Below are 25226 nucleotides of genomic sequence, written 5' to 3'. Positions count from 1 at the left end.
TCCGAGCCTATGCCAGCCGGTCAACCCCCGGGAATAGTCACCTGCACACCGTTGTCGCCATGTTTTAGTGCGCTTGACCAGCCCCCGGTTATCCTGAATCCATGGCCATTTCACTCGCTGCCCTGTTGGGGGTTCCGTCCCTCAAACTCGCCAAGTCAGGCCTCGCCGAGACCACCTGGCACCAGGACATTCTCTGGGTGGCCGTCACCGAGCAGGAGGACCCGCAGCGCTTCCTCAACGGCGGCGAACTTGTCCTCACCACCGGAATGCGGCTCAAGAGCGCCCCGGAACAGCGCCGCTTCGTCCGCCAGGTCCAGCGCGCCGGGGCGGTGGGGATCGGCTTCGGGATCGGCCTGACCCACGACGCCGTGCCGCCCGCCCTGATCGCGGAGGCCAACCGCTGGGGGCTGCCGGTGGTCGAGGTGCCGTATGAGACGCCGTTCATCGCGATCGGCAAGCTCGTCGCGGACGCCCAGTCGGCGGACCACTTCACCAAGCTGGAGCGGCTCATCGCCGGGCACCAGATCCTGGCCCGCGCCCTGCTCACCGGCGGCGGCCTGACCGAACTCCTCAAGCACCTCGGCTCCATGCTGCGGACGGAAATCGTGCTGACCCAGTTCACGGCCCAGCTCTACAACAGTGCCGCGGGCAATCCCGCGCCGAGCGCCGACGGCTGGGCGTCATTTCCGATTCCCACCGGCCGCCGCGACGCATGCACCCTGTGGGTGAAGCAGCCGTTCGAGGACTCGGGAATTGTGGGCTACGCCCAGAACCTGATCAGTGTCGAGCTCAACAACATGGTCAAGCAGCGCCAGTCCCAGCGCGCCCTGGCCGGGCAGGTCCTGGAGGACGTGATCCACGGGACCCTGGACCCCAGCGAGGCCACCCGGCGGCTCGCCGGCATCGGCGTCAACAGCACCCGCAGGAACGTGGTCCTGCTGGCCGAGTCCGCCGCGCACTTCAAACAGCTCGGGACGTCCTCCCTGCCGCAGCCGCTGGAGAAGTCGGTGAGCGCCGTCGTCGGCAAGGACCTGGTGGCGGTGCTCCCCGACGACGGAAGCGGCGCCAGCGCGCTGGCCCGGAGCCTCAGCGACCACCTGGCCGAGGCGGGGATCCACGCCACGATCGGAATCGGCGGAGCGTACACGAAACCGAACGGGCTGCGGTGGAGCTATTTCGAGGCCCGCGACGCGGCAAGCCACGGCCTGCCCGTGAATGAACCGGAGCGGCTGAGCCTGACGTCGCTGCTGCTGGCCAGCGAGGACGTGCCGCTGGCGGACATGGCAAACGAGTCGCTGAACCCGCTCCGGACCTTCGATGCGACCCACGGCGCCGAACTGATGACCACGCTGGAGAGCTACCTGACCAACAACGGCTCCGTGGCGGCCGTGGCCGAAGAGCTCACGCTGCACCGGAACACGGTCCGCTACCGGCTCGCCCAGATCACCGAGCTGACCGGCTACGACCCGGCCCAGACGTCGGACCGGGTGCAGCTCTGGCTCGCGCTGGCCGTTCAGCGGCTGGGCGCCCGGCACCCGCACTGACCCTCCGCCACGGAGCAACGCGGGGCCACTTCCGGCCCTCCGAAGCCTCAACGTGGTGGCGCCGCGTTGCCGAATAGGGTCTTAGGGCCGTAGACCGGGCTGAAGCCGCTGGTGAGACTGGGAGAGGCAGCACACTGCACAGGAGTGCCCAAAAAAGGGTTTTGCACCTTTCCGCACCATCTGCACGGACGATGGAGCCGGCCCCTCGGCGTCGCAGTTCGGTTGCCTGACTCGCCCTAGGAAGTACCAGTCCAGGAGGCCGATCGTGGGCAAGAAGAAGAACAAGAAGCGCGGCGACGAAGAAGCGGGGCCGGACGGGCAGCCCAGAACCAAGATGCCCCGCAAGGAGTACGAGGCGGAGATGGCCGTCCTGCAAGGCGAACTGGTCGCTTTGCAGGAATGGGTGAAGTCCACCGGAGCCAAGATCTGCATCGTGTTCGAGGGACGCGACACGGCCGGCAAGGGCGGCACCATCAAGCGCATCGTCGAGCGGGTGAGCCCCCGGGTCTTCAGGGTGGTGGCCCTTCCCACCCCAACGAACCGGGAGAAGTCCCAGATGTATCTCCAGCGCTATATGGCGCACTTCCCGGCGGCCGGCGAGGTGGTCATCTTTGATCGAAGCTGGTACAACCGTGCGGGCGTGGAGCGCGTGATGGGGTTCTGCACCCCCGAACAGACCCAGAGGTTCCTCAACATGGTTCCGCTGGTTGAGAAGGCGATGGTGGACTCGGGCATCATCCTGCTCAAGTATTGGCTTGAGGTCAGCGCGGACGAACAGACCCGCCGGCTGAAGAGCCGGATGGACGATCCGCGCAAGACGTGGAAGCTGTCGCCCATGGATCTGAAGTCGTACAAGCGCTGGTACGACTACTCCCGGGCCAGGGACGCCATGTTCACGGCGACCGATACCGCCTGGGCGCCCTGGTTCGTCGCGAACAACGACGTCAAGAAGCGCGGCCGGCTCAACATCATCAGCCACCTGCTGAGCCAGGTTCCGTACGAGCCGTACCCGGGGCTCGACGTGGAACTCCCGAAGCGCCAGAAGGCCGGCAACTACCGCGAGCCGACCCTCGCGGTGCGGCGCGTCCCGACCCCGTTCTAAGCAGAGCCGCGATGAGGAGGAAGCCATGAACGACAATCCCGGAGCAGCGGCAGGAGTGGCCCCGGCCGAGGCGGACGCTGCCTGGTACACGCTGGCGCCCGGGGAGGTCTCGGGCCGGCTGGGCGTTGATCCCGCCAGCGGGTTGAGCACCGCCGAGGCGGAGCAGCGGCTGCAGGAGTACGGTCCGAACGCCCTGGCCGCAGCGAAGCAGGAACCGGTCTGGAAGCGCTTCTTCAAGCACTACCGGGACTACATGCAGATCGTGCTCGTAGTCGCCGCGCTGGTCAGCCTGTTGATCGAGGAATACGGGACCGCGATCGGGCTCGCCGTCCTGACGCTGTTCAACGCGTGGCTGGGCTATCACCAGGAAGGCAAAGCCGAAGCGGCGGCAGCTTCCCTGGGGCAGATGATGAAGTCAATGGCCAAGGTGCGTCGCGACGGCGTCATGGCGGAGGTTCCCGCCGAGCAGATCGTGCCCGGCGACATTGTGGTGGTCGACGCCGGTGACCGCGTCCCCGCCGACGGCAGGATCATCCTGGCGGCGACACTGCAGATCGAGGAGGGCGCCCTGACCGGTGAGAGCGTCGCGGTCGAGAAGGACACCGCCGTCATCGGCCGGCACGACGTCGGCATCGGTGACCGCTTGAACATGGCGTTCATGAACACCAACGTGACCCGGGGCCACGGCGAAATCCTCGTCACCACCACGGGGATGGGCTCGGAGGTGGGCCACATCGCGCACATGCTGTCCGGGCAGAAAGAGGAGAAGACCCCGCTCACCAAGCAGGTGGACCGGCTGACGATCTTCATCATCATCGCGGCCCTCTTCGCCTTCGTCGCCATTGTGGTGATGGGACTGGCCGCGGGCGACTCCTTCGCTGTGCTCTTCGGGATCGGCGTGGCGCTGGCCGTCGGCTCCATCCCGGATGCGCTGCCGGCCGTCGTCACGACCATCCTGTCCGTGGGCTCGGTCAACATGGCCAAGAAGAACGCCATCATGAAGGTCCTTCCCGCCGTCGAGACCCTGGGCTCCACCTCCGCGATCAACTCGGACAAGACCGGCACCCTCACCCTGAACCAGATGACGGTGCGCGAGTTCGTGACAGTGCAGCACCACTACACGGTGAGCGGTGAGGGCTACAGCTTCGACGGCCAGGTCCAGCGGACCACCGGCGACGCCGAGCAGGACCTGGACTATGTGATGTTCCCGTGCGCGCTGTGCAACGACTCGGACATCCAGGACGGCGAGGTCATCGGCGACCCCACCGAGGCGGCGCTGTACGTGCTCGCCCAGAAGGGCGGCGTAGACGTCACGGAGTTCCGCCGGAACAACCCGCGTGTCGCGTCGGTACCCTTCGACTCCGACTACAAGTTCATGGCCACCTTCCACCGGATGCCGGGGGCCGACGGCCGGACCGTGATCCGCGCCTACGTGAAGGGCGCGCCCGACGTCGTGCTCAACAGATCGTCGTCCGGGCGGATGCCGGGCGGCCGCGCCGAGCCGCTCACCGACGAGATGCGGGCGAAAGTGCTCGCCGCGAACGAGGGCATTGCCAGCAAGGGCCGGCGCGTGCTCGCCCTGGCGCAGCGCGAGTTCGACCCGGCGACGTTCCAGCCCTCGGGCGACCTGATGGCGCTCATGCAGGACCTGGAGATTTGTGCTCTGATCGGTGAAGTGGACCCTCCCCGGGCCGAAGCGGTGGCCGCGATCGCCAAAGCCAAACACGCCGGCATCCGGGTCCGGATGATCACCGGTGACCACGCCATCACCGCGGCCGCGATCGCCGACGAGCTGGGCATCCGGGGACGGGCTGTCACCGGTGCCGAGTTCGCCGCGATGAGTGATGCGGAGGCCGACAGCCAGGTGGACGGCATCGGCGTGATCGCCCGGGTGGCCCCCGAACACAAGGTCCGGCTGGTCGAGGTGCTCAAGCGCAAAGGCAACATCGTCGCGATGACCGGCGACGGCGTGAACGACGCGCCCGCCATCGCCGCGGCGGACATCGGGATCGCTATGGGCATCACGGGCACCGACGTCGCCAAGGGTGCGGCCAAGATGATCCTGGCGGACGACAACTTCGCCACGATCGTCGCCGCGGTCGAGCAGGGCCGGCTGGTGTACGACAACCTGCAGAAGTTCATCCGGATCCAGGTCGCCAACCTGTTTATGTTCATCCTCGCGTTCATCGGGTCCTCCGCCTTCGCGATCGCCGGCACCGCACTGCTCAGCCCGGCCCAGGTGCTGTGGATCCACATGGCGATCGTCGCGCCCATCGGTGCCGTGATGGGCCTGGACCTCGCGACGCCGGGCATCATGGACCGCAAGCCCCGGCCGTTCGACCAACCGATCATCGTCCGGTCGATGATGGTGCGCCTGTTCGTCGTCGGGCTGTTCATGGCGGCCGCGACGCTGATACTCGTCGAAATCGGCAAGACCTCCTACGGATCCCTTGAGATCGGCCAGAGCATGGCCATCGTGGGCCTGGGGCTGATGAACATCACGGTCGCCCTTAACCTGCGTTTCCCCGAAGAGAGCGCTTTCGGGCCCTCCACCATCTCCAACCCGAAGCTGCTCTGGGCGTTCGCATGGGCCTTCGTCGGATCCATGCTGATCACCCAGATGCGGGTAATGCAGGACCTGTTCGGCACCGTCCAGCTCAACGGCCAGCAGTGGCTGGCCTGCCTGGTTCCGGCCGTGGTGCTGCTGGTCCTCGGCGAGCTGTTCAAGGTGATCCTGCGGGCCCGTCGGGCAAAGACCACAGCCACAGTCCCGACTTCCCCGGTCCCCGCCTGACTGCGCCGACCCATCCGGGTTCCACACAGGTCCGAATAGTCCTATGACACCTTTTTGGTGCGTGGAAACTGTACGGCTACCTAACTGGAGATAAACGTGACTAAGACCCTGAAGACCACCGCCCGGATCGTTGCCGGATCAGCCCTGGCATTCTCTGCCCTCGCCGTGAGCTCCATGCCGGCCCAGGCCGCCATCGTCCCTGACACCACCGCGGTGAGCAGCGACCCGGCATCCAACAACCAGGCCACCTTTGGCCCGCTGATCGACGGCGGGCTCATCAACGGCGGGCTGGTCAACGGCCCCCTCGTGGACGGCCCCCTCGTGAACACCGGAGGAACCGGCCCCTTCCAGTTCGGGCAGTTCCAGTAGCACTCCCCTGATCCCCGGCAGCCCGGCCGCACTGGCCGGCACGCCGGGGATCATGCTGTCTGCGCCCACAGCGCGGGTCCCTTACGTATCCCCTGAACGTGCCCACACTGCCCCTCGAGATACCCGAGAAGGAACATGTCCCCGAACCCCCTGAATKCCCAGCCCGACAACTCCGCCGGCCGGCTCGACCTGAGTCCCGCCCAGCGGGGCATCTGGTATGCGCAGCAGCTGGCGCCGGAGAACCCGATATACCAGATCGGACAATTCCTCGAGATCGAGGGCCCCCTCGACGAAACAATCCTTGCCGACGCCGTGGCGCAGGCCGTGGCCGGGACAGACGCACTCAACATGGCCTTCGGCGAGGACCATTCCGGTCCGTTCCAGATCCCCCGGCCCAACCCGGCAGGGCTGGAGGTCACGGACCTGAGCGGCGCCAAGGACCCGGAGGCTGAAGCCCGGGTGCTGATGGACGCGGACCTGGGCCTCGCCCGCGACGTTGTCACGGATGAACTGCTCCACAGCGAACTCATCAGGCTCTCCGGCGACCGGCACTTCTTCTACCAGCGGGTCCACCACCTCATGATGGACGGCTACTCGGCCGTGCTGGTGCTTCAGCGCGTGGCGGAGCTCTATCAGGGGTCGCTGGACAGCGCGGCACCCCACGGCGCTGTCGCCGGAGACACCCAGCCCGGAAGCGCCCCGGCCTTCGGCTCCCTGGCCGAACTCCTGGCCGCGGAGAACGAATACGCCGGGTCCGACACCGCCGACGCGGACCGGGCCTATTGGGAAGCACAGCTGCGGGACGCCCCGGCCGCAGCAGGACTTGCCGGCCGGCCCGCGGGCGCCGCCAGTTCGCTGGTCCGCGCCGCCAGGACGCTCCCGGGCACGGCCGCCGCCGCCCTTCAGTCCGCCGCCGGCTCCGCGCCGGCCCTGGTCCTCACCACCGCCGCCCTGTACCTGCACCGGATCACCGGCGAGCGCCACGTCTCCGTAGCCCTGCCCGTGACCGCGCGCCGCGGCAAGCTGGCGAAGTCCACGCCGTCGATGCTCTCCAACATCGTGCCGATCCGGATGGCCGTCGAGCCCGGCGCGACAGTCCGCGACACCATCACGGCCACGGGCGCCACCCTCCGCGGAGCCGTGGTCCACCAGCGCGGCCGCTTCGAGGACCTCAATGCCCACAGCGGCTACCGGGGCCCCTCGGTCAATATCCTGCCCGTCCTCGATGACATCAGCTTCGGCGCGGCCCGGGGCACGGTGAACATCCTGTCCACCGGCCCCATTGACGACCTCTCGATCATCGTCCACGGGCTCTACGCCGGATCTGCCGCCGGCACGGCCGACCCGGCCGCCGGCGCTGGGAAAAACCCGGCAAAACCCGGACCCAAAATCCAGTTCGAAGCCAACGCCGCCCTCTATACCAAGCACCAATTGGAGGAGCACCTGGACCGTTTCGTCCGGCTCCTTACCGATGTGGCCACCCAGCCCGATGCCCTCCTGGCCTCCCTGTCGGTGACCACCGCGGTCGAGGAACGCTCCCTGCTGGCCGCCGGAGACGCCGGCGACACGGCCCTCCCCCGGCACACCATCGTTGAGGAATTCCGGCTGAGCGCCCGGGAGTCCGGTTCCCGGACCGCCGTCGTCGCGCCCGACGGCGAACTCACCTTCGGCGAGCTGGAAACCCGGTCGAACCAGCTGGCCAGGTTCCTGAGCAGCCACGGGGCCGGCCCCGGGCAGACCGTTGCCGTCCGGCTGGACCGCAGCGTCCTGCTGCCCGTCGCGCTCCTGGCGGTCCTGAAGTCCGGGGCCGCGTACCTGCCGCTGGACCCGGACTACCCCGCGGGCAGGGTCGAGGGAATGCTCGAAGACGCTGCCCCGGTCCGCCTGCTGACGTCCGCCGCGTTCACCGGCGCGGACTCGGGCCATGCCGATCTCGCCACGGACGTCCCCGTCACCGTGCTGGATGCAGCGCTGATGGTGTCCTGCCTCGAAGGCAAGGACGGGTCGGCGCTGGAATGCCCGGCCGGGCAACAGGATCTCGCGTACGTCATCTTCACGTCCGGCTCCACCGGCCGGCCCAAAGGCGTCGGCGTCGAGCACCTCGCCCTGCTGAACCTCTACACCTCGCACCGGGACAGCATCTTCCTGCCCGCGGAAGAGCGGCTCGGGCGGAAGCTGCGGGTCGCGCACACCGCCGGGCTCTCTTTCGACGCCTCCTGGGACCCTATCCTCTGGCTCATCGCCGGCCATGAACTCCACCTAGTGGACAACCAGACCCGCCGCGACCCGGAAGCGCTGAGCAGCTACCTGGCCGGCACGGGCATCGACTCAATCGAGACCACCCCGTCTTTCGCCAAGGTCCTCCTCGCCGGCGGCCTGTTCGATCAGGACAGCCACCCGTCGGTGGTGGCACTCGGCGGCGAGGCCGTGGATCCCCCGCTGTGGAATGCCCTCGCGGAGAAGGACGGGCTGGTGGCCTACAACTTCTACGGGCCTACCGAGACGACGGTCGATTCCCTCACTGCAGTGATGCAGCCAGGCACCGAACCGACCCTCGGGGACTCCGTGGCCAACAGCCGGCACTACATCCTGGACTTCGGCCTGAACCCGGTCCCCGTCAACGCCATCGGCGAGCTGTACGTCGCCGGCATTAACCTGGCCCGCGGTTACCTGGACCAGCCCGGGCTCAGTTCCGAACGGTTCGTCGCGGACCCGTTCGTCCCGGACGGCTCCCGCATGTACCGGACGGGCGACGTCGTCCGGCGCCTTGCTGACGGGACGCTCGAGTTCCGCGGGCGGATGGACGCCCAGGTCAAGATCCGGGGCTTCCGGATCGAGCTCGCCGAAATCGAGGAGGTCCTCCGCGGCCTCGACGGCGTGGAGCACGCCGCCGTCGCCGTCACGAAGAACCGGGCCGGCTACGACCAGCTGCTCGGCTACGTGACCGCTGCCGGGACTGAGGGCTCCGGCCTGGACGGTGCCAAACCGGACGGCTCCGGCCTGGATACGGCGGAGCTCCGCCAGCTCCTCCGCCGGCAGCTGCCCGATTACATGGTGCCCGCCGCCGTGCAGCAGATCGCGGCCATCCCGCTGACCGCAAACGGCAAGCTGGATACCCGCGCGCTTCCCGCACCGGAGCAGGAAACAGCCGTCTCCGCGCCCCGCAACGAGCGGGAACGGATCGTGGCCGAGGCCTTCAAGGAAGTCCTCGGGCTCGACGCCGTGGGGCTGGACGATGACTTCTTCGACCTCGGCGGACACTCCCTGCTGGCAACCCGGCTCGTGGCCCTGCTGCGGGACCGGACCGGCGTCGCCCCGGCCCTGCGCACCGTGTTTGAACAGGCCACCGTGGCGGCACTCGCTGAGACGCTTGAGCTGGGAGCCGGCAACGCGAACCCGCTGGGCCCGGTGGAACGCCCGTCCGTCATTCCGCTTTCCTTCGCCCAGCGCCGGCTCTGGTTCCTGAACCGCTTCGACCCAGGGTCCGGCGCCTACAACATCCCCGTGGTGCTGGAGCTCAAGGGCACCCTGGACGTCCCGGCGCTGCGTGGTGCGATCAATCAGGTGGCGGACCGCCACGAATCCCTGCGGACGGTTTTCCCGCTGGTCGACGGCGAACCCGCCCAGCGGATCCTGTCCGGGCGCCCCGTGGACCTGCTGGCTGTCCAGTGCACCGCCGAGGCGCTGCCCGGCGCCCTCGCGGCTGAAACCCGGCGCGGCTTCGACGTCACCCACGAACTGCCGCTGCGCGCCGTCCTGTTCCAGCTGGCCCCGGACCACCATGTGCTGGCTATTACGCTGCACCACATCGCCGCGGATGGCTGGTCCCTCGCCCCGCTCGCACGGGATCTCTCACTCGACTACAACGCCCTGGCGGGCGGCACGGACACCCCCTTGGCCCCGCTTCCGGTGCAGTACGCCGACTACACGCTGTGGCAGCGCAAAGAACTGGGCAGCGAGGGAGATCCGGCGAGCGCCATTTCCCGCCAGCTCGAGTTCTGGACCCGCGAACTGCGGGGTGCCCCCGAGGAGCTGCGGCTGCCGTTCGACTTCATCCGCGGCGCGCAGGCCGCCGCCGAACCGGCGTCGTCCGTTCCCCTCACCATCAGCCCGGACACCGGCGGCCGGCTCAACGCGCTGGCACGCGAACACAACGCCAGTCTCTTTATGGTGCTGCAGGCCGCCCTCGCGGCGCTGCTCACCAAGTCCGGCGCGGGCGAGGACATCCCCCTCGGCACGCCGGTGGCCGGCCGCACGGACACCCAGCTCAACGAGCTGGTGGGCTTCTTCGTCAACACCCTGGTGCTCCGGACCAACACCTCCGGCAACCCCACTGCGGCGGAGCTGGTGGAGAGCGTCAGGTACACCAACCTGCACGCCTACGCGAACCAGGACGCACCCTTCGAGCGCGTGGTCGAGGAGCTCAATCCGGCCCGGTCACAGCACCGCCACCCGCTCTTCCAGGTCATGCTCACGCTGCAGAACACGGCCGCGGCCGGGCTCGCCATGGACGGTCTCGAGGCCACCGCAGACCTCAGCCAGGAACCGGGCGGGGCCAAGTTCGACCTGCTGCTGGACCTGGTCGAAGAAGGCCCTGGTGACGAAGGCCCTGCCGACGGTGACACCGCACCGGCCGTCGGCATCCGCGGCTCGCTGGCCTACAACCCTGACGTGTTCACCCGGGCCACCGTCGAACAGCTCGTTGCCGGCTTCCTGGCCGTGGCGGATCAGTTCGCCGCGGATCCCGGGATCACCCTGGACCGGCTCCGGATCCAGTCACCGGAGCAGCACCGGCTCGCCCTGGCGCAAAGCGTTCACGCCGGGGACCCCGCGACGGACGGGGACGGGCCGGAAACCGTCGTCGACGCCTTCCTGGCCACCGTGGCACGGATTCCTGACGCGTCAGCGCTCATCGACGACTCGGGGCCCGACGCCGGCGCCAGCTTCGGCTCGCTCCATGGCCGGGTCCAGGCCCTCGCCAAGGGCCTGGTGGCCTCCGGAGTGGAACCGGGCGACCGGGTCGCCGTGGCCCTGCCGCGCACGGCCGACGTCGTCGCAGCCGCCCTGGCGGTGCTGGCCGCGGGCGCGGTCTACATCCCCGTGGACCTCTCCTACCCGGAGGAGCGGATCCGGGTCATCCTCGAGGACGGCGCTCCCGCCGTCGTGATCTCCGGTGCACCGGCGGCGGATGATCACGGCTCCGAAGGTCCGCGGACGCTGGACATCAGCACCCTGCTGGCCGCGGGTGCCGGCATCTCCGACGCGGCCCTGGCACAGCGCCGCCCGGCCGCGGGCGACCTGGCCTACGTGCTCTACACCTCCGGGTCCACCGGACGCCCCAAAGGGGTGGCCGTGCCGCACGGCGCCCTCGCCAACCTCTACCGGCACCACCAACGCACGCTGTACGCCCCGCGCTTCGAGGCCGCCGGACCGGACGGAGCAGTCTCCGTGGCGCACATCGCCGGCCTCGGCTTCGACGCCGCCTGGGACCCGATTCTGTGGCTTGTCGCCGGAGCGGAACTCCACATGGTGGCCGACGAGGTCCGCGGAGACGCCGAGTCGCTCGCCGGTTACTGCCGGAGCCACCGCATCGATGTGCTGGAAACGACGCCGTCCTACGCCGGCCAGCTGCTGCAGAGCGGCCTGCTCGACGCGTCACGGGAACAGCCGCTGCTGCTGGCCCTCGGCGGCGAGGCCGTGACCGCCGGGCTGTGGACGCAGCTGGCTGAAGCGCCGGAGGTCTCGGCGCACAACTTCTACGGCCCCACCGAATTCACTGTGGACTCGGTGACCGCGAAGATCAGCGGCGGTTCACCGGCCATCGGCCGCGGCATCGCCAACACGGACACCTTCGTCCTGGACCAGTACCTGGCGCTGGCGCCGGCCGGCGTCCCGGGCGAGCTGTACCTTGCCGGACCCGGAATGGCGCGCGGCTACGACCGGCGCCCCGCCGAGACGTCCTCCCGTTTCGTGGCCAACCCCTTCGCCGCCGACGGCAGCCGGATGTACCGCACCGGAGACCTGGTCCGCCGGACACCTGACGGCTCGCTCGAGTTCCTCTCCCGCACGGACGAGCAGGTCAAGGTCCGCGGCTTCCGGATCGAACTCGGCGAGATCGAGGCCGCGCTGTCCTCACATCCGCAGGTTGACCGTGCCGTGGCCGTGGCCGACGGCGACCCGGCCCACCGCGTGGTGGCCTACTACACGGGCGCCGCCGGGACCGAGGAGCTGCGTGCCCTGGCCGCCGCCAGGCTGCCCGACTACATGGTCCCGGCCATTCTGATGCAGCTGCCCGCCATCCCCCTGACGCCCCACGGCAAGCTGGACCGGAAGGCCCTTCCGGCGCCGTCCGCCGGCGCCGGCACCGGTGCCGCCCCGGCGACCGCGGACGAGCGCACCATGTGCGGGATCTTCGCCACCGTCCTGGGCGTGGACGAGGTCGCGATGGGCGATGACTTCTTTGTCCTGGGCGGGCATTCCCTGCTCGCGGTATCGATGATGGGCGGCATCCGCGAAGCCTTCGGCACCGAACTGCCGCTGCGCAGGCTCTTCGACGAGCCCACACCCGCGGGGCTGCTCGCAGCGGTGCACCGGCAGACGGGCAACGCCGGTTCCACGGCTTCCGCGGCGGCGCCGGCAACCGACCCGGACGCTGCGCAGCGGGACCCCGCCGCAGAGCCGGCCGCCCTCACGGACTGGCTGGCCGGCGCCGATTCCGTCCGGCCCGCCCGTCTGGCCCTCTCCTTCGCCCAGTCCCGGATGTGGTTCCTCAACCAGCTGGACCCGGGCTCGGCCGAATACAACATCTCCCTCGCCGTGCGCCTCACCGGCGGGCTGGACGAGCAGGCGCTGGCCGCCGCCGTCGCCGCCCTGTTCCAGCGCCACGAAGTCCTCCGGACCATCTACCCCGAGACCGCCGGAGTGCCGGAACAGCTGGTCCTGGAGCCGGCCGACACCGCCCACGGCGCCGGCATGCGCCTGGTTGTCAGCGCCGCCGCGGCCCCGGCCGGGATTCCCGCGCTGCTGCGGGACGACGCCGAACGCGGCTTCGATCTCCGTTCCGAGCTGCCGCTGCGGGCGAGGCTGATCCCGGTCGCTTCCGGGGACGCGCCGGAGTGGGTCCTGCACCTTGTGATGCACCACATCGCGAGCGACGGCGCTTCCCTCGCCCCGCTGGCGCGGGACCTGTCCGCCGCCTACGCGGCCGCTGTCGGCACGGAGGTCGGCCAGGACGTTGGCCAGAACCCGGCTGCCGGTCCGGCGCCGCTGCCTCTGCAGTACGCCGACTATGCCAACTGGCAGCGGCAGCAGCTCGACGGGACGGCGCTCAGCGCCAAGCTGGAGCACTGGCGCAGCACGCTGTCCGGCATCCCCGCCGAGCTCATGCTGCCGGCGGATCACCGCCGGCCCCGCGAATCACGCCAGCCCGGACGGCAGCTGGCCTTCCGGCTGGATCCCGCCAGCGTCACGGCGCTCAACGGCCTGGCCTCCGCGTCGAACGCGAGCTTGTTCATGGCACTCCACGCGGCCCTGGCCGCTTTCCTGCACCGCAGCGGCGCCGGCGACGACCTGGTCATCGGCTCCCCGACCGCCGGACGGACCGACCCGGCGCTGCGCGAACTGGTCGGCTTCTTTGTGAACACACTGCCCCTGCGCGTGCACGCCGCCGGCGACCCCAGCCTGCGGACCATGCTCGGCCGCTCCCGGGAGAGCATCCTGGCGGCCTTTGACCATGACGACGTGCCCTTCGAGCGGCTGGTCGAAGCCGTGAACCCCGACCGTGAACTGGGCCGGCACCCGCTGTTCCAGACCATGCTCACTGTGGATAGCGACGCGCCTGCTGTCCCGCAACTCCCCGGCGTCCGGGTGGAGCCCGAGCCGGAGACGGGGTCGGGCGAGGCCAAATTCGACCTCTCCTTCACCTTCCGTCCCGACGGCGGCAGCGGCGAAAGCGACGGCGGCGGCGGGCTGGCCGGCACAGTCGACTACAACTCGGCGATGTTCGAGGAGGCAACCGCCCGGCGGCTCGCGGACAGCTTCGGCCGGTTCCTTGAACTCGCCGCTGCTGCCCCCGACACCCCGGTTTCCCTGCTCCCCCTGCTCGGGGAACAGGAGGCCCGCACGCTGATGGCAGCCACCGCCGGACCCCGCTCGGACGCAACGGCCCGTGCGGCAGCGGCAGACGCGGAGCCCGGCATCTTGGCCGCCCTCGCCGCCACGGTCCGCGCCACCCCTGACGGCACCGCGCTGGTCGCGGAGGACGGGACCCTGAGCTTTGCCGGGCTCGCCGCGTCGGCGTCCCGGATCGCAGCCGCCCTGGCCGGGGCGGGAGTCAGCCGCGGCGATGTGGTGTCCGTCCTGCTTCCCCGTTCCCTGGGAACGGTGGAGAGCATGTTCGGCGTGCTCGCCGCAGGCGGCGTCTACAACCCGATCGATACCGAATACCCGGACGAGCGGGCCTCGGCCATCATCGAGGACGCCGCCCCGGCTGTGATCCTTACCAGCCGTGCCGTGGCCGCCCGGTTGGACCGGCTCCTCACGGAGCTGACGGTCCGGCCCCGCGTACTGGTCCTGGAAGACCTTGCGGTACCGGCAGAAGACGGCCGGGCAACGAATCAGGAACGGGACGGGGACGCTGCGGCCGCCGGCCTGACAGCCGTCACCGCGCCGGACCCGCGCGAGCTGGCCTACGTCATGTTCACATCGGGCTCCACCGGCCGGCCCAAGGGCGTCGAGGTCAGCCACGGTGCCCTTGCCGCGCTGCTCGGCTCGCACCGCGAGACCCTGCTGGCCGGCGTCGGACACCGCCGGGTCGCCCACACGACGGGCGTCGGCTTCGATGCCTCCTGGGACCCGATCCTCTGGATGGTGGCGGGCCACGAGCTGCACCTGATCGGCGATGAGACCCGCCGCGACTCCCGGCAGCTCGCCGCCTACTTCACGGAACACGGCATCAGCAGCTGGGAAACCACCCCCGGCTACCTGCGGCAGCTCCTGACCGAGCCCGGGTTCACCGGGCTGCTCGACGCACACGCCGCCGACGGCGGCCAGGCCGGACGCTTCAGCCTGGCCCTCGGCGGGGAAGCGTTCGACGCCGGGCTCTGGGACACGGTCTCGGCGCACTCCGGCGTCCAGGCCTGGAACCTCTACGGACCCACCGAGGCCACCGTGGACACCGTACTGGCCCGCGTCCGCGATACCGGCGAACCCGTGCTGGGAACACCCACCGCGGGCACCCGGCTCTATGTCCTAGACAGCAGGCTCCAGCACTCGCTGCCCGGCGCGGCCGGCGAACTTTACGTCGCCGGCCGGCAGCTGGCCCGCGGCTACCGCAGCCGGCCGGAGCTGACGGCCGAGCGGTTCATCGCGGATCCCTTCGCCGGCGGCGGCGAACGGATGTACCGCACCGGCGATGTGGTCCACCGGCACGCCGACGGCCGGCTGGTTTTCGCCGGCCGCAACGACGACCAGCTGAAGATCCGCGGCTTCCGGGTGGAGCCCGGCGAGGTGGAGCAGGCCCTGCGCAGCGCCCCCGGCGTCCGCGCCGCCGTGGTGCGCCCTGTCGGGAACGACGGCGGCACCCGCCTGATCGGTTACGTCGTACCGGCCGCAACCGGCGGGGCGTCGGACCCCGGAGCCGGACGCGAAGACGAAACCGGCGCCGGAACCCTGTCCGACGCCGTCCGCAGCCACGTCCGCGGGCTGCTGCCGGACTACATGGTGCCGGCCGCCGTCGTCGTCATCGCCGAGGTGCCTCTGACACCGCACGGCAAGGTGGACGCGGCTGCGCTGCCGGATCCCGGCAGCACGGCCCGCCGCGCCGGGCGGGGCCCGCGGACGCCCCTGGAAAAGGCAGTCGCCGGGATCTTCGCCGAGGTGCTGTCCCTGGACCGGGCCGGCGTGGACGAATCGTTCTTTGAGCTCGGCGGGCACTCGTTCCTGGCCCAGCCGCTGATCGCCAAGGTCAACGCGGCTCTGGGCACGGACCTGACGGTCCAGTCGCTGTTCCGGGCGCCCACCGTCGAGTCCCTGCTCCGCGAGGCTGCCAAGGGCGCGAACGAAAGCGCCGCGGACAGCCTGCGGCAGTTGCTGCCGCTGCGGGCCACGGGAACCAAACAACCGATCTTCGCCGTGCACCCGGCCTCCGGCATCAGCTGGGGCTACGCCTCCATGCTGGGCAAGCTGGATCCGGAACGGCCCCTGATCGGGCTGCAGATGCCCGGGATGGAACCGGGCCGGACCCACCCGGTCGGGGCCACAACCCTGACCGAACTGGCGGATGACTACATTGCCCAGCTTCGTTCCGTGCAGCCGGAGGGCCCGTACCACCTGATGGGCTGGTCCTTCGGCGGTCACCTGGTCCACCGGCTGGCCACCCGGTTGCAGGAACTCGGCGAGGAAGTGGCGTTCCTGGCCATCTTCGATGCCTTCCCCGGCAACCAGGAGGACAACGCCGACGTCGGGACCGGCCCGGGGCTGTGGGCCAGTTATCTCGACGCCCAGGGCTACGAGCTGCCTGACGAGGACAAAGACGGACTGGACGGGCAGCGCGCCCAGGAAATCCTGCGCGAACACCACAACCCGCTGGGCACCGTTCCGCTGGACTCCGTCAACGCCATGGTGGGGAACTTCCCCGAACTGGCCCGGCTGATCCGCGACGAGCAGCCGCAGGTGTTCGACGGCGGGCTGCTGTTCTTCCGGGCCACCCGGGAGGTGCCCGCCGGCACTCCCGGCAGCGATGCGTGGCAGCCGTTCATCACCGGGGCCATCACCGACATTCCCGTGGAGGACCGGCACTCCCAGATGTTAAGTGACCGGGCTCTCAGCGCAATTATGCCTGCGCTGGCCATCCAACTGGGCGGCGGAGACGAATAACCAGTGATGCCTCTGATTTCCAAGAGGGGCTTTCCGAACGCCAGAACCGACAGGAAAGGTCAACGTGACGAATCCATTCGATGACAAGTCCGCAACGTTCTCCGTGCTCGTGAACGAGTATCAGCAGCACTCCCTCTGGCCCGCCTTCGCGGCTGTGCCACAGGGCTGGGTGACGATGTTCGGCCCGGACACCCGTGACGCCTGCCTCGACTACGTGTCCCGGACGTGGACGGACATGGCTCCGCGCAAGGTCGCCGAACTCGCCGCTTCGCAGTGATCCGGGTCGAGAACGTCAGCAAGAGTTTCGGCACGTTCAAGGCCCTGGACGGGCTCTCCCTGCACGCAGGCGAAGGGACCGTCCTGGGCCTGCTGGGACCGAACGGTTCCGGAAAGACCACCACCGTCAAAGTGCTCACCACCCTGTTGTCCCCGGACAGCGGTGACGCCCGGATCGCCGGCCACTCCGTCCTGAGCGATCCGGACCGGGTGCGGCGGAACCTGGGCTTGTCCGGGCAGTACGCCGCCGTGGATGAGAAGCTCACGGCGTTCGAAAACCTGCACATGGTGGGCCGGCTGTACGGCATGAACCGGCGGACCGCCGCGGCCCGGGCTAACGAACTGCTCGAGAGCTTCCGCCTCACCGACGTCGCCGGCAAACGCTCCGGAACCTTTTCCGGCGGCATGCGCCGGCGTCTGGACCTCGCCGGGGCCATCGTGGCCCGGCCCAAGGTGGTGGTCCTGGACGAGCCCACCACCGGGCTTGACCCACGCGGCCGGCTCGACACCTGGGACGTGGTTTCCAGCCTCGTAGCGGACGGCACCACAGTCCTCCTGACCACCCAGTACCTCGAGGAGGCCGACCGGCTGGCGGACCACATCGCCGTCATCAACCACGGCCGCGTCATTGCCGAGGGGACCGCGACGGAACTGAAACAAAGCGCCGGTACGGAACGGATCGACGTCGTCATGCGCGACGCCGCGGACCTCACCGCGGCCGCCGGCGTGCTGGAGCGGGCCGCAGGTCCGGGTTCCCGGGCCGAACAGGATCCGCCTAACCTGCGTGTGTCCATCGCCGCCCCGGAAGGCCACCGGCTGCTGGTCCGGGTCCTGTCCGAACTGGACGCGCGTGCCCTGCCGGTGGACGAGGCCTCGCTGCGCCGCCCCACGCTGGACGACGTGTTCCTGCGGCTCACGGGCCACGCCGCGGCGACCGCACCGGAGGCTGAAACACCGGATGTCCAGGCTCCGGAGAAAGTCGAGGTGCCCGCATGAGCGCCATCTCCGCGGCCGCCCGGGACAGCTCCGTCATTGCCCGGCGCAACCTCATCAATGTCCTGCGCACTCCCGGCGCGCTGGTCACCGGCATCGTGCAGCCGGTGATGTTCGTGCTGCTGCTGGGCTTCGTCTTCGGCGGCACGCTCGGCGGCGACCAGTACCGCAGCTACCTGATCGGCGGCATCCTGGCGCAGACCCTGACGTTCAACGCCTCATTCACGGCCGTCTACCTGGCCAAGGACCTCCAGCTCGGGCTGATCGACCGATTCCGGTCGCTGCCGATGTCCCGCGTGGCCGTCATCCTGGGCCGCACCTCCTCGGACTTGTCCACGAGTGTGCTGTCCGTCGCCGTGACACTGCTGTGCGGACTGGCCATCGGCTGGCGGATCACCACCGGTCCGGTCTCCGCCCTGGCCGCGCTGGCCCTGCTGCTGCTGTTTGCCTTCGCGGTCTCCTGGATCGGGGCCGTCATTGCCCTGACGGCCAGGAGTGTTGAAGTCGCGCAGAGCCTGGGCCTGGTGTGGCTGTTCCCCGTCACCTTCGTCTCCGGCGCCTTCGTGTCCGTCAGCTCCCTCCCCGGACCGCTCAGCGTGATTGCGGAATGGAATCCCGTCACCGCCGTCGCCACCGCCGCCCGCGAACTCTTCGGCAACGCGGCCCCGGCCGGCTTCGGTGTACCGGGCGGCTGGCCCGCGGAAAACGCCGTCCTCTACTCGGTCCTGTGCAGCGTCGGCATCATCGCCGTCTTTGCCCCGCTGGCGATCGCGCAGTACCGCCGGATCAGCAAACGGTGACGGCGCCGGGCCGCCCTGACTCCGGCATTGAGTATGTCGCCGTGCCGTCCGCCGCCGTCCGGAACGCCGCGGCCGCGGCCGGCCCGGGAGGGTACGGCGGGCTGTTCGGCGGCCTGGGGGCGTTCCTGTCGCCGCGGGAACGCGACGCGTCACTCCGGTTCAGGCGCCCTGCGGACCGGCTGGACTATCCCGCGTCCCATGCCCTGTTCCGGCTGCTGGCAGCGCGGCGGCTGGGGATGTCGCCCGCCGATGCCGCCGGGCTGGACATCCGGCGGCTGTGCGCAGGCTGCGGCAGCACGGACCACGGCAAACCCTCGATCGGGGGCGTCGCATTGAGCATGTCCCGCAGCCACGGAGTCGTCATGGCGGCCGTTGCTCCGGCGGGAACCAGCCTTGGCGCGGACATCGAAAAGGTTCCCGCCCAGGTGTTCGCCGGGTTCGACGACTTTACCCTCGCGCCGGAGGAACGCCCGGGGCAGGACGGTCAAGGACTGGCCGGCCCTAACCTGACGGACGCCGGGCGGATCCGATGGTGGGTGGCGAAGGAAGCCGCACTGAAAGCCGCAGGCGTCGGCCTGGCCGTGGATCCCTCCAGCGTGCGGCTGGTCCCGGCGCGTTCCGCAGGGACTGCGGGCATGACGGGCTCCGCGGGCCCGGTGGCCGGCACCCTCCTGGCGGAATGCGCGGGCAATGCCGCGGTCCACGGCCTCGTCGTCACTCCGGTCCCGGCACCCGACGGCTACGCCGCCGCCGTCGCCGCCTCCGCCGGCTTTCCCGCGCGGGCCGTGTCACTTGCCGAGATATTCGCCACTAAACACTAGCGCGCAAACGTCAAACGTCTAACCTTTAGGTATGGCTAGCAGCATCGCGGTGTCCGCGCTTCCCGAGACAGCAACTTCCGCCGCCGTGCGCGCGCCGCGCGGAGTGATCATCGCCGGCGTCGTTGCGATCGTGCTGATCGGCCTCAACCTGCGCGCCGGCATTACCGGCGCCGCCGCTCTCCTGCACGACCTGCAGCAGGTCCTGGGTTACGGGCCGCTGATCGCCGCCATCATCCCGTCGATCCCCACGCTGTGCTTCGCCGTGGCCGGCGCCGCCACCTCGTGGCTCACCCGGATTCTGGGGCTGGAGAAGGCCATCCTGCTCTCGCTTGTGCTGCTGGCGGCAGGGCTGCTGGTCCGCGGCATCCCGTCCACCGGCATGCTGCTGGCGGGCACCGTCGTCGGGATGTCCGGGCTGGCGATCTGCAACGTGGCGATGCCGTCCTTCATCCGGGTGCATTTCGCGCACCGGACGTCGCTGATGACCGCCCTGTACACGGTGACCATGACGACGGGCGCGACCGTGGTCGCCGTGCTGATCGTCCCCGTGGCGCAGCAGCTCGGCTCGCCCTCCGCCGGGGTCGGAGCGATCGGTTTCCTGGCGCTGGGCGCGTGCCTCGGCTTCCTGCCGATCGCCCTGCACGCCCACCGCAACGCGCCCGCCGTGAAGGCCGGGCGGGTATCCCCCTGGCCCCTGCTGCGGACCCGCACCGGTATGTTGATTACCCTCGGCTTCACCGTCCAGGCGCTGCTGGCCTATGCCGTGCTCAGCTGGTTCCCCTACATGCTGGTCACGCTGGGCCTGACCGCCGCCGAGGGCGGGCTGATGTTCGGCCTGATGCAGCTGGTCTCCGTCCCGGCCGGCATGGTGCTGGTCGCCATCGGCTCACGCCCCCGGATGCAGCGCACGGCCTTCTACCTGGCCACTGTCACGATGGCCGCGGGCGTCCTGGCCCTGCTGGTCCTGCCCGTCTCCTGGGCCCCGTTGACGGCGGTGCTCCTCGGTTTCGGGCTCGGCATCTTCCCGCTCGTGATGGTCATGATCAGCCGCAGCGGCCGCACTACCGCCGAAACCACCGCCCTGTCCACGGTCGCGCAGTCCGCGGGCTACCTGCTGGCGACGCTCGGCCCCTTCGGCATGGGGCTGCTGCACAGCGCCACCAACTCCTGGACGCTGCCTGTGATCCTGCTGCTGGCGGTGGCCCTGGGCCAGATCGCCGTCGGGCACCTGCTCACCGCCCGGCCCAAGGCTCCCCAGCGGGCGGAACCGCACCCGCCGGAACCGCACCCGCCGGAACCGCAGGCAGCCGCTGCGTTCGCCGGCACATCCACGGAAGAGGGACAGTCATGACACTCACCACGTCCCACCGGCCGCCGCTCGTGGAGGAGGTCACCGCGAAGCTGCGGGAGCTGATCCATTCGGGCAAGTGGCCGCTGCAGCAGCGGATCCCCGCCGAACCTGAACTTATGGCTGCCCTCGGAGTCTCGCGCGGCACCCTGCGCGAGGCGGTCAAAGCCCTGGCCCACAGCGGCATGCTGGAGGTCCGGCGCGGGGACGGCACCTACGTCCGCGCCACCAGCGAAATCGCCGGAGCCGCCCAGCGCATGTACCGGGACCACTCGCAGGTCCACATCCTGGAGGTCCGCGTCGGCCTGGACACCCAGGCGGCCCGGCTCGCCGCCCGCCACGCCACTGCCGACGACGTCGCCGCGATGCGCGCGCTGCTGGAGGCGCGCCGTGCCGCGTGGCTGGCCGGGGACTACGCCGGCTGGGCGCGGGCCGACTGGGACTTCCACGTGCTGGTGGCGCAGGCGTCGGGCAATCCGCTGCTCCACGAGCTGTACGTCAGCTTCGGCGCCGTCTTCCACGCCGACCTCCTCCGACAGCAGGGCCGCGCCGGCTTCAACGGCCTCCCGTACGAAGGCCACGACGAGCTCGTGGACGCCATCACCGCGCATGACGAAACGGCCGCCGTCGACAGCGTGAACCGGAACCTGAACTCCTGCGCGGAGTGGATCCAGCAGTAAGGCCCCCTGCCCATGGGAGCAGGGCCTCGCCAGCCGGTTCACAGGCTTTTCCCAAGGCTTCGGGATGATGCTCAGCTTCCGCGGCGTCCGCCGGACTCCGCCGGCGTGGATTCGCGGATTCTGTCCTTCAAGCCACTGGAGGTATGCCTTGAGTCAAAGCACAGCAGGCACGAGCTCGGAACAACCGGCCGTCCATGACTCATCGCGGCGGCTGGTGGCCGTCCTGAGTGTCAGCGCCGTGGTTGCCTGGTCCCTGGCGCTCCTGCTGGCAACCACCCTGCGCGTCGAGGGACCGGTCCACACGTTTGCGCTGATCGTGCACATCCTGGCCATGGTCCTGGCGTTCGGCGCGATCATGCTCGTGGACTGGCACGGCTTCCTGTGGCTGCTGGGCCGCCGTGAACTTTCCGAGACAATCCGGCTGGACGGTGCCGCCACCCCGCTGATCTGGATTGGCATTGCGGCGATGCTCACCACCGGGGCGTTCCTGAACCCGGATCTGGGCAATCCCCTGACGGTGGTCAAGCTCGTGGCCGTCCTTGTGCTGATCCTCAACGGCATCATGCTGCTGCCCCTCATGCGCCGGCTCGTGGTGATGCCGCCGACGACGTCGTTCGCGGGACTCACGGTGGGCCACCGGATACACATGCTGACTTGCCTGGCCATCTCCCAAGTGAGCTGGTGGGCGGCCATCATCATCGGGTTCGTCAATGCCGAATTTTGATGGCCCGTTCCAGCAGCTAGCGCGTGAGGCCCTTGAAGACGTTCTTGGGACGCTGCATTTCGCCGTGCTTGGCGCCGAGGACGATCACCAGGCCGGCGAAGACCGGGATGGCCCACTGCAGGATCTTCAACTGCTGCTGCGCGGAGCGGAGTTCCGCGGAGGCGCCAGGCTTGGGCTCGGTGGCTCCGTCAGCACCTTCGCCGGCCAGCTTGTCCACTTTGGCACCCTGAAGCCCGGCGTACAGGCTCACGGCGGCACCGGCAAGGGTGACGGCGGACTTCACGACCGTGAGGCGGGCGACGCCGTCCTGCTTGGCCATCCGGCCCTTGTTCTCCCACATGATTGCGAGGCCGGAGAGGAAGTGCGCACCGAAGGCCGACGTCTGGACCGGTGCCCACATCTTCCAGCCCATGCTCGACAGCCGGGTGCGTTCGGCCGGATCCTTGGCTTCCGCGGCCGCCCCGTTCAGCCCAATGGCTCCCATCAGCGAGCCGCCGAACCAGGCGCCCGCCGTCAGGTCGTGAATGGATCGGGCAACGAGATTACCTGCCATGTTGAGCTTCCTATCGTCTGAGTTCGAATCCGGAAATGCCGACTGCCGCGAACGGCGGTGACCCGGTTATAGTAAGCACACTTATGAACAACTTGATACTCCGAGGCGGGGAGTCACCCCTGCGTAGACTCGAGACCATGGAATCACCGGGGCCGAACGGCCAGCCCTCGTCCGGCGAAACCGCCGGCGACGACACCGAGGAGGCCACCGGCGAGTCCCTCGGTGCGGCCGTTGGCGGCGCCGCCGACGCCGCTGAGGCCGCGTCGGACAGCGCGGCGCTCGACGTCGTCGCCCGTTCCGGTTTTGCCGTCATGGCCCTGCTGCACGTCGTGATCGGCGCGATTGCGGTGGCGCTGGTCTTCGGCGCACCGGGCCAGGCCGAGCCCACCGGAGCCATCGAACAGCTCGCGGCCAACCCGTGGGGCCCGGCGGTCATGTGGGCGGGGTTCATTGCCTGCACCGGGCTCTCGCTGTGGCAGTTGAGCGAGGCGACGCTCCGCGCCAGGCACCTTCCCCGCGGGGAGCGCCTCGGCAAACTCGTGTCTTCCGGCTTCCTCAGCATCGCGTACGGGAGTGTGGGGCTGAGCTTCGCGGGGTTCGCACTGGGGAACCGGGGAGATTCCGGCGACTCCACGCGGGACTTCAGCACCGTTCTGGTGCACAGCCCCTACGGAGTGCCGGCGCTGGTCGCCCTGGGCCTGACCATCATCGGGATCGGCGTGTACTTCATCGTCAAGGGCGCGGGAAAAAAGTTCAAGGAGGAGCTGGCCCATTTTGAGGGGACCCGCCGGGGCCACCTCATCAGCAGCCTGGGCGTGGCCGGACACATCGCCAAAGGACTGGCGCTGATCCTGACGGGACTCCTGTTCGTGATCGCCGCGGCCACCAACGATCCCGCGTCGTCCACCGGACTGGACGGCAGCCTCAAGGCCCTGCAGGACCACCCCTTCGGGCCCGCCCTGCTCCTGGCGATCGGAGTCGGCTTCATCGCCTACGGGGCGTTCGCGCTGCTCCGGGCACGCTTCGGGCGGATGTAACCGGCTCCGGGCTGGCGCCTAACCCGCCGCCTGCCGCAGCGGGACCACGTCGCCCTCCTGATAAAGCAGGGCCCGGACCTCGGATTCGGCGGAGTCCAGCCGCTTCGGGTCGATGGTCTCGCCCGCGGCAAAGTGGTCCACGAGCCGGGGATCCACATAGCTCTTCCGGGCGATCGACGGCGTGTTGCCGAGGATCTCGGACGCGTCCAGCATTGCGCGGTTCACCGCCCTCTTCCGGGCTGAAACCTTGGGCTGCGGTCCGGTCTGCGCCAGGCTGGCCGCCGCGGCCACCGTCCCCCGCAGGGTCCGGAAGTCCTTGGCCGTGAAGTCCTGACCGGTGCGATCCTTGACGTACTGGTTGATGTCCTGGCTGGACACCGGGTGCCAGCTCCGTCCGTCCTTGTAGGCCAGCAGGCGGGCGTTGCCGCAGCGGCGCTTGAGCAGGCGGACGACGGCGGCAAGGTCGGCGTCGTCGATCCGCGACTCCCAGGTCTTGCCGCTCTTGGCGGGGAAGCTGAGCCGGAGCTCGTCCTTGCGCACACGGACGTGGGCGCAGAGCAGCGTGGCGAGGCCGTGGCTGCCGTTTTCGTTCGTGTAGCGCTCGGAGCCGACGCGCAGCGAGCCGCTGTCCAGCATCCTGAAGGCGGCGGCCAGCACCCGCTCCCGGGTGAGGCCCTCGGAGCGCAGGTCCATGGTGACGAGCCTGCGCGCGGACGGCAGGGTTTCCGCGAGCTGGAGTGAGCGGTTGAACTTCAGCCGGTCCTTTTTCTCGCGCCAGCCCGGGTGGTAGATGTACTGGCGCCGGCCGACGGCGTCGAGCCCGGTGGCCTGGATGTGCCCGTTGTCGTAGGGCGCAATCCAGACATCCGTCCATGCCGGCGGGATGCCGATGCTTTCGAGCCGCTCCCGCACCGGCCCGGGCGCCAGGGTGGAGCCGTCCAGGTCCTTGTAGCTGAAGCCGGTCCCGGCCGCGACCCGGCGGTAGCCGCGGCCGGACGCGTTGCTGTGGCGGAGTCTCATCCGAGGCTTCCTGGCCCGTGAGACGGCGGTGCGGGGTTTGTGGCCCGGCTGGTCGTGTCCATGACGGTAAGCCTACTGACTACTGCCCCGAATCGCGCACAAAACACAGCAACGCGGGGTCACCTACGGCCCAAAACCCCCTCTCAAAGTCAATTGGTCGTTGCAACAACTGGGTTTAGGCCGCGGTGGCAATGAGTTGGCGCATGCGTTGTTTGGGGGTCTCGAGGTTGAGCGTGGGACGGGGCCGGTTGTTGAGTTTGTCGGCGATGATCTCGAGGTCCTCGGCGGTG

Annotated in this window: 15 protein-coding genes; 13 read left to right on the top strand and 2 right to left on the bottom strand. The window is 69.6% G+C overall.

Annotation, left to right across the window (positions count from 1 at the left end):
* The first annotated feature begins 101 nt into the window (after window positions 1-101).
* From AB4Y67_RS16655 to AB4Y67_RS16600, 12 genes are all read left to right on the top strand, one after another.
* Window positions 102-1544 carry a PucR family transcriptional regulator gene (locus tag AB4Y67_RS16655; protein ID WP_441406870.1) on the top strand — a complete coding sequence of 481 codons (1443 nt, stop codon included), beginning with the start codon at window positions 102-104 and terminating at the stop codon, window positions 1542-1544.
* Window positions 1545-1809: 265 nt separating this feature from the next.
* Window positions 1810-2646, top strand: coding sequence for a polyphosphate kinase 2 (gene ppk2 / locus AB4Y67_RS16650; RefSeq protein WP_441406869.1), 837 nt, complete (start codon window positions 1810-1812; stop codon window positions 2644-2646).
* A gap of 25 nt (window positions 2647-2671) precedes the next feature.
* The gene (locus AB4Y67_RS16645) at window positions 2672-5440 is read left to right on the top strand and encodes a cation-translocating P-type ATPase (RefSeq protein ID WP_441406868.1); all 2769 of its coding nucleotides are present in this window, start codon (window positions 2672-2674) and stop codon (window positions 5438-5440) included.
* A gap of 96 nt (window positions 5441-5536) precedes the next feature.
* A complete protein-coding gene (locus AB4Y67_RS16640; RefSeq protein WP_441406867.1) occupies window positions 5537-5809 on the top strand; it encodes a hypothetical protein in 273 nt (90 codons plus the stop codon).
* 135 nt (window positions 5810-5944) lie between these two features.
* A complete protein-coding gene (locus AB4Y67_RS16635) occupies window positions 5945-16684 on the top strand; it encodes an amino acid adenylation domain-containing protein (protein WP_441406866.1) in 10740 nt (3579 codons plus the stop codon).
* A 64-nt stretch (window positions 16685-16748) separates the two neighbouring features.
* Window positions 16749-16961 carry an MbtH family protein gene (locus AB4Y67_RS16630; RefSeq protein ID WP_441406865.1) on the top strand — a complete coding sequence of 71 codons (213 nt, stop codon included), beginning with the start codon at window positions 16749-16751 and terminating at the stop codon, window positions 16959-16961.
* A complete protein-coding gene (locus tag AB4Y67_RS16625) occupies window positions 16958-17956 on the top strand; it encodes an ATP-binding cassette domain-containing protein (protein WP_441406864.1) in 999 nt (332 codons plus the stop codon). The genes AB4Y67_RS16630 and AB4Y67_RS16625 overlap by 4 nt, the downstream gene beginning before the upstream one ends.
* A complete protein-coding gene (locus tag AB4Y67_RS16620; protein ID WP_441406863.1) occupies window positions 17953-18753 on the top strand; it encodes an ABC transporter permease in 801 nt (266 codons plus the stop codon). Before AB4Y67_RS16625 ends, AB4Y67_RS16620 begins: the two co-directional genes overlap by 4 nt.
* A gap of 41 nt (window positions 18754-18794) precedes the next feature.
* Window positions 18795-19574, top strand: coding sequence for a 4'-phosphopantetheinyl transferase family protein (locus AB4Y67_RS16615; protein ID WP_441406862.1), 780 nt, complete (start codon window positions 18795-18797; stop codon window positions 19572-19574).
* Window positions 19575-19605: 31 nt separating this feature from the next.
* Entirely contained in the window at window positions 19606-20925 is a 1320-nt protein-coding gene (locus AB4Y67_RS16610) for an MFS transporter (RefSeq protein ID WP_441406861.1), read from the top strand.
* Window positions 20922-21602 (top strand): FadR/GntR family transcriptional regulator, encoded by a 681-nt coding sequence (locus AB4Y67_RS16605; RefSeq protein ID WP_441406860.1) that lies wholly within the window; start codon window positions 20922-20924, stop codon window positions 21600-21602. Before AB4Y67_RS16610 ends, AB4Y67_RS16605 begins: the two co-directional genes overlap by 4 nt.
* Before the next feature lie 148 nt (window positions 21603-21750).
* Window positions 21751-22326, top strand: a complete 576-nt coding sequence (locus tag AB4Y67_RS16600) for a hypothetical protein (RefSeq protein ID WP_441406859.1) — start codon at window positions 21751-21753, stop codon at window positions 22324-22326.
* A gap of 16 nt (window positions 22327-22342) precedes the next feature.
* On the opposite strand, the gene AB4Y67_RS16595 is transcribed toward AB4Y67_RS16600, so the two are convergent.
* Window positions 22343-22879, bottom strand: coding sequence for a hypothetical protein (locus tag AB4Y67_RS16595; RefSeq protein ID WP_441406858.1), 537 nt, complete (start codon window positions 22877-22879; stop codon window positions 22343-22345).
* Window positions 22880-23016: 137 nt separating this feature from the next.
* On the opposite strand from AB4Y67_RS16595, the gene AB4Y67_RS16590 reads away from it, so the two are divergent.
* A complete protein-coding gene (locus AB4Y67_RS16590; protein WP_441406857.1) occupies window positions 23017-23916 on the top strand; it encodes a DUF1206 domain-containing protein in 900 nt (299 codons plus the stop codon).
* Window positions 23917-23934: 18 nt separating this feature from the next.
* On the opposite strand, the gene AB4Y67_RS16585 is transcribed toward AB4Y67_RS16590, so the two are convergent.
* Window positions 23935-24936, bottom strand: coding sequence for a DNA topoisomerase IB (locus tag AB4Y67_RS16585; protein ID WP_441406856.1), 1002 nt, complete (start codon window positions 24934-24936; stop codon window positions 23935-23937).
* Window positions 24937-25226: the final 290 nt, after the last annotated feature.

This window comes from Arthrobacter sp. YAF17 (assembly GCF_052113365.1).
In the GTDB taxonomy this organism is placed as follows: Bacteria; Actinomycetota; Actinomycetes; order Actinomycetales; family Micrococcaceae; genus Arthrobacter.
Note: the sequence above shows the minus strand (reverse complement) of the source record. Positions and strands in the feature narration are given on the sequence as shown.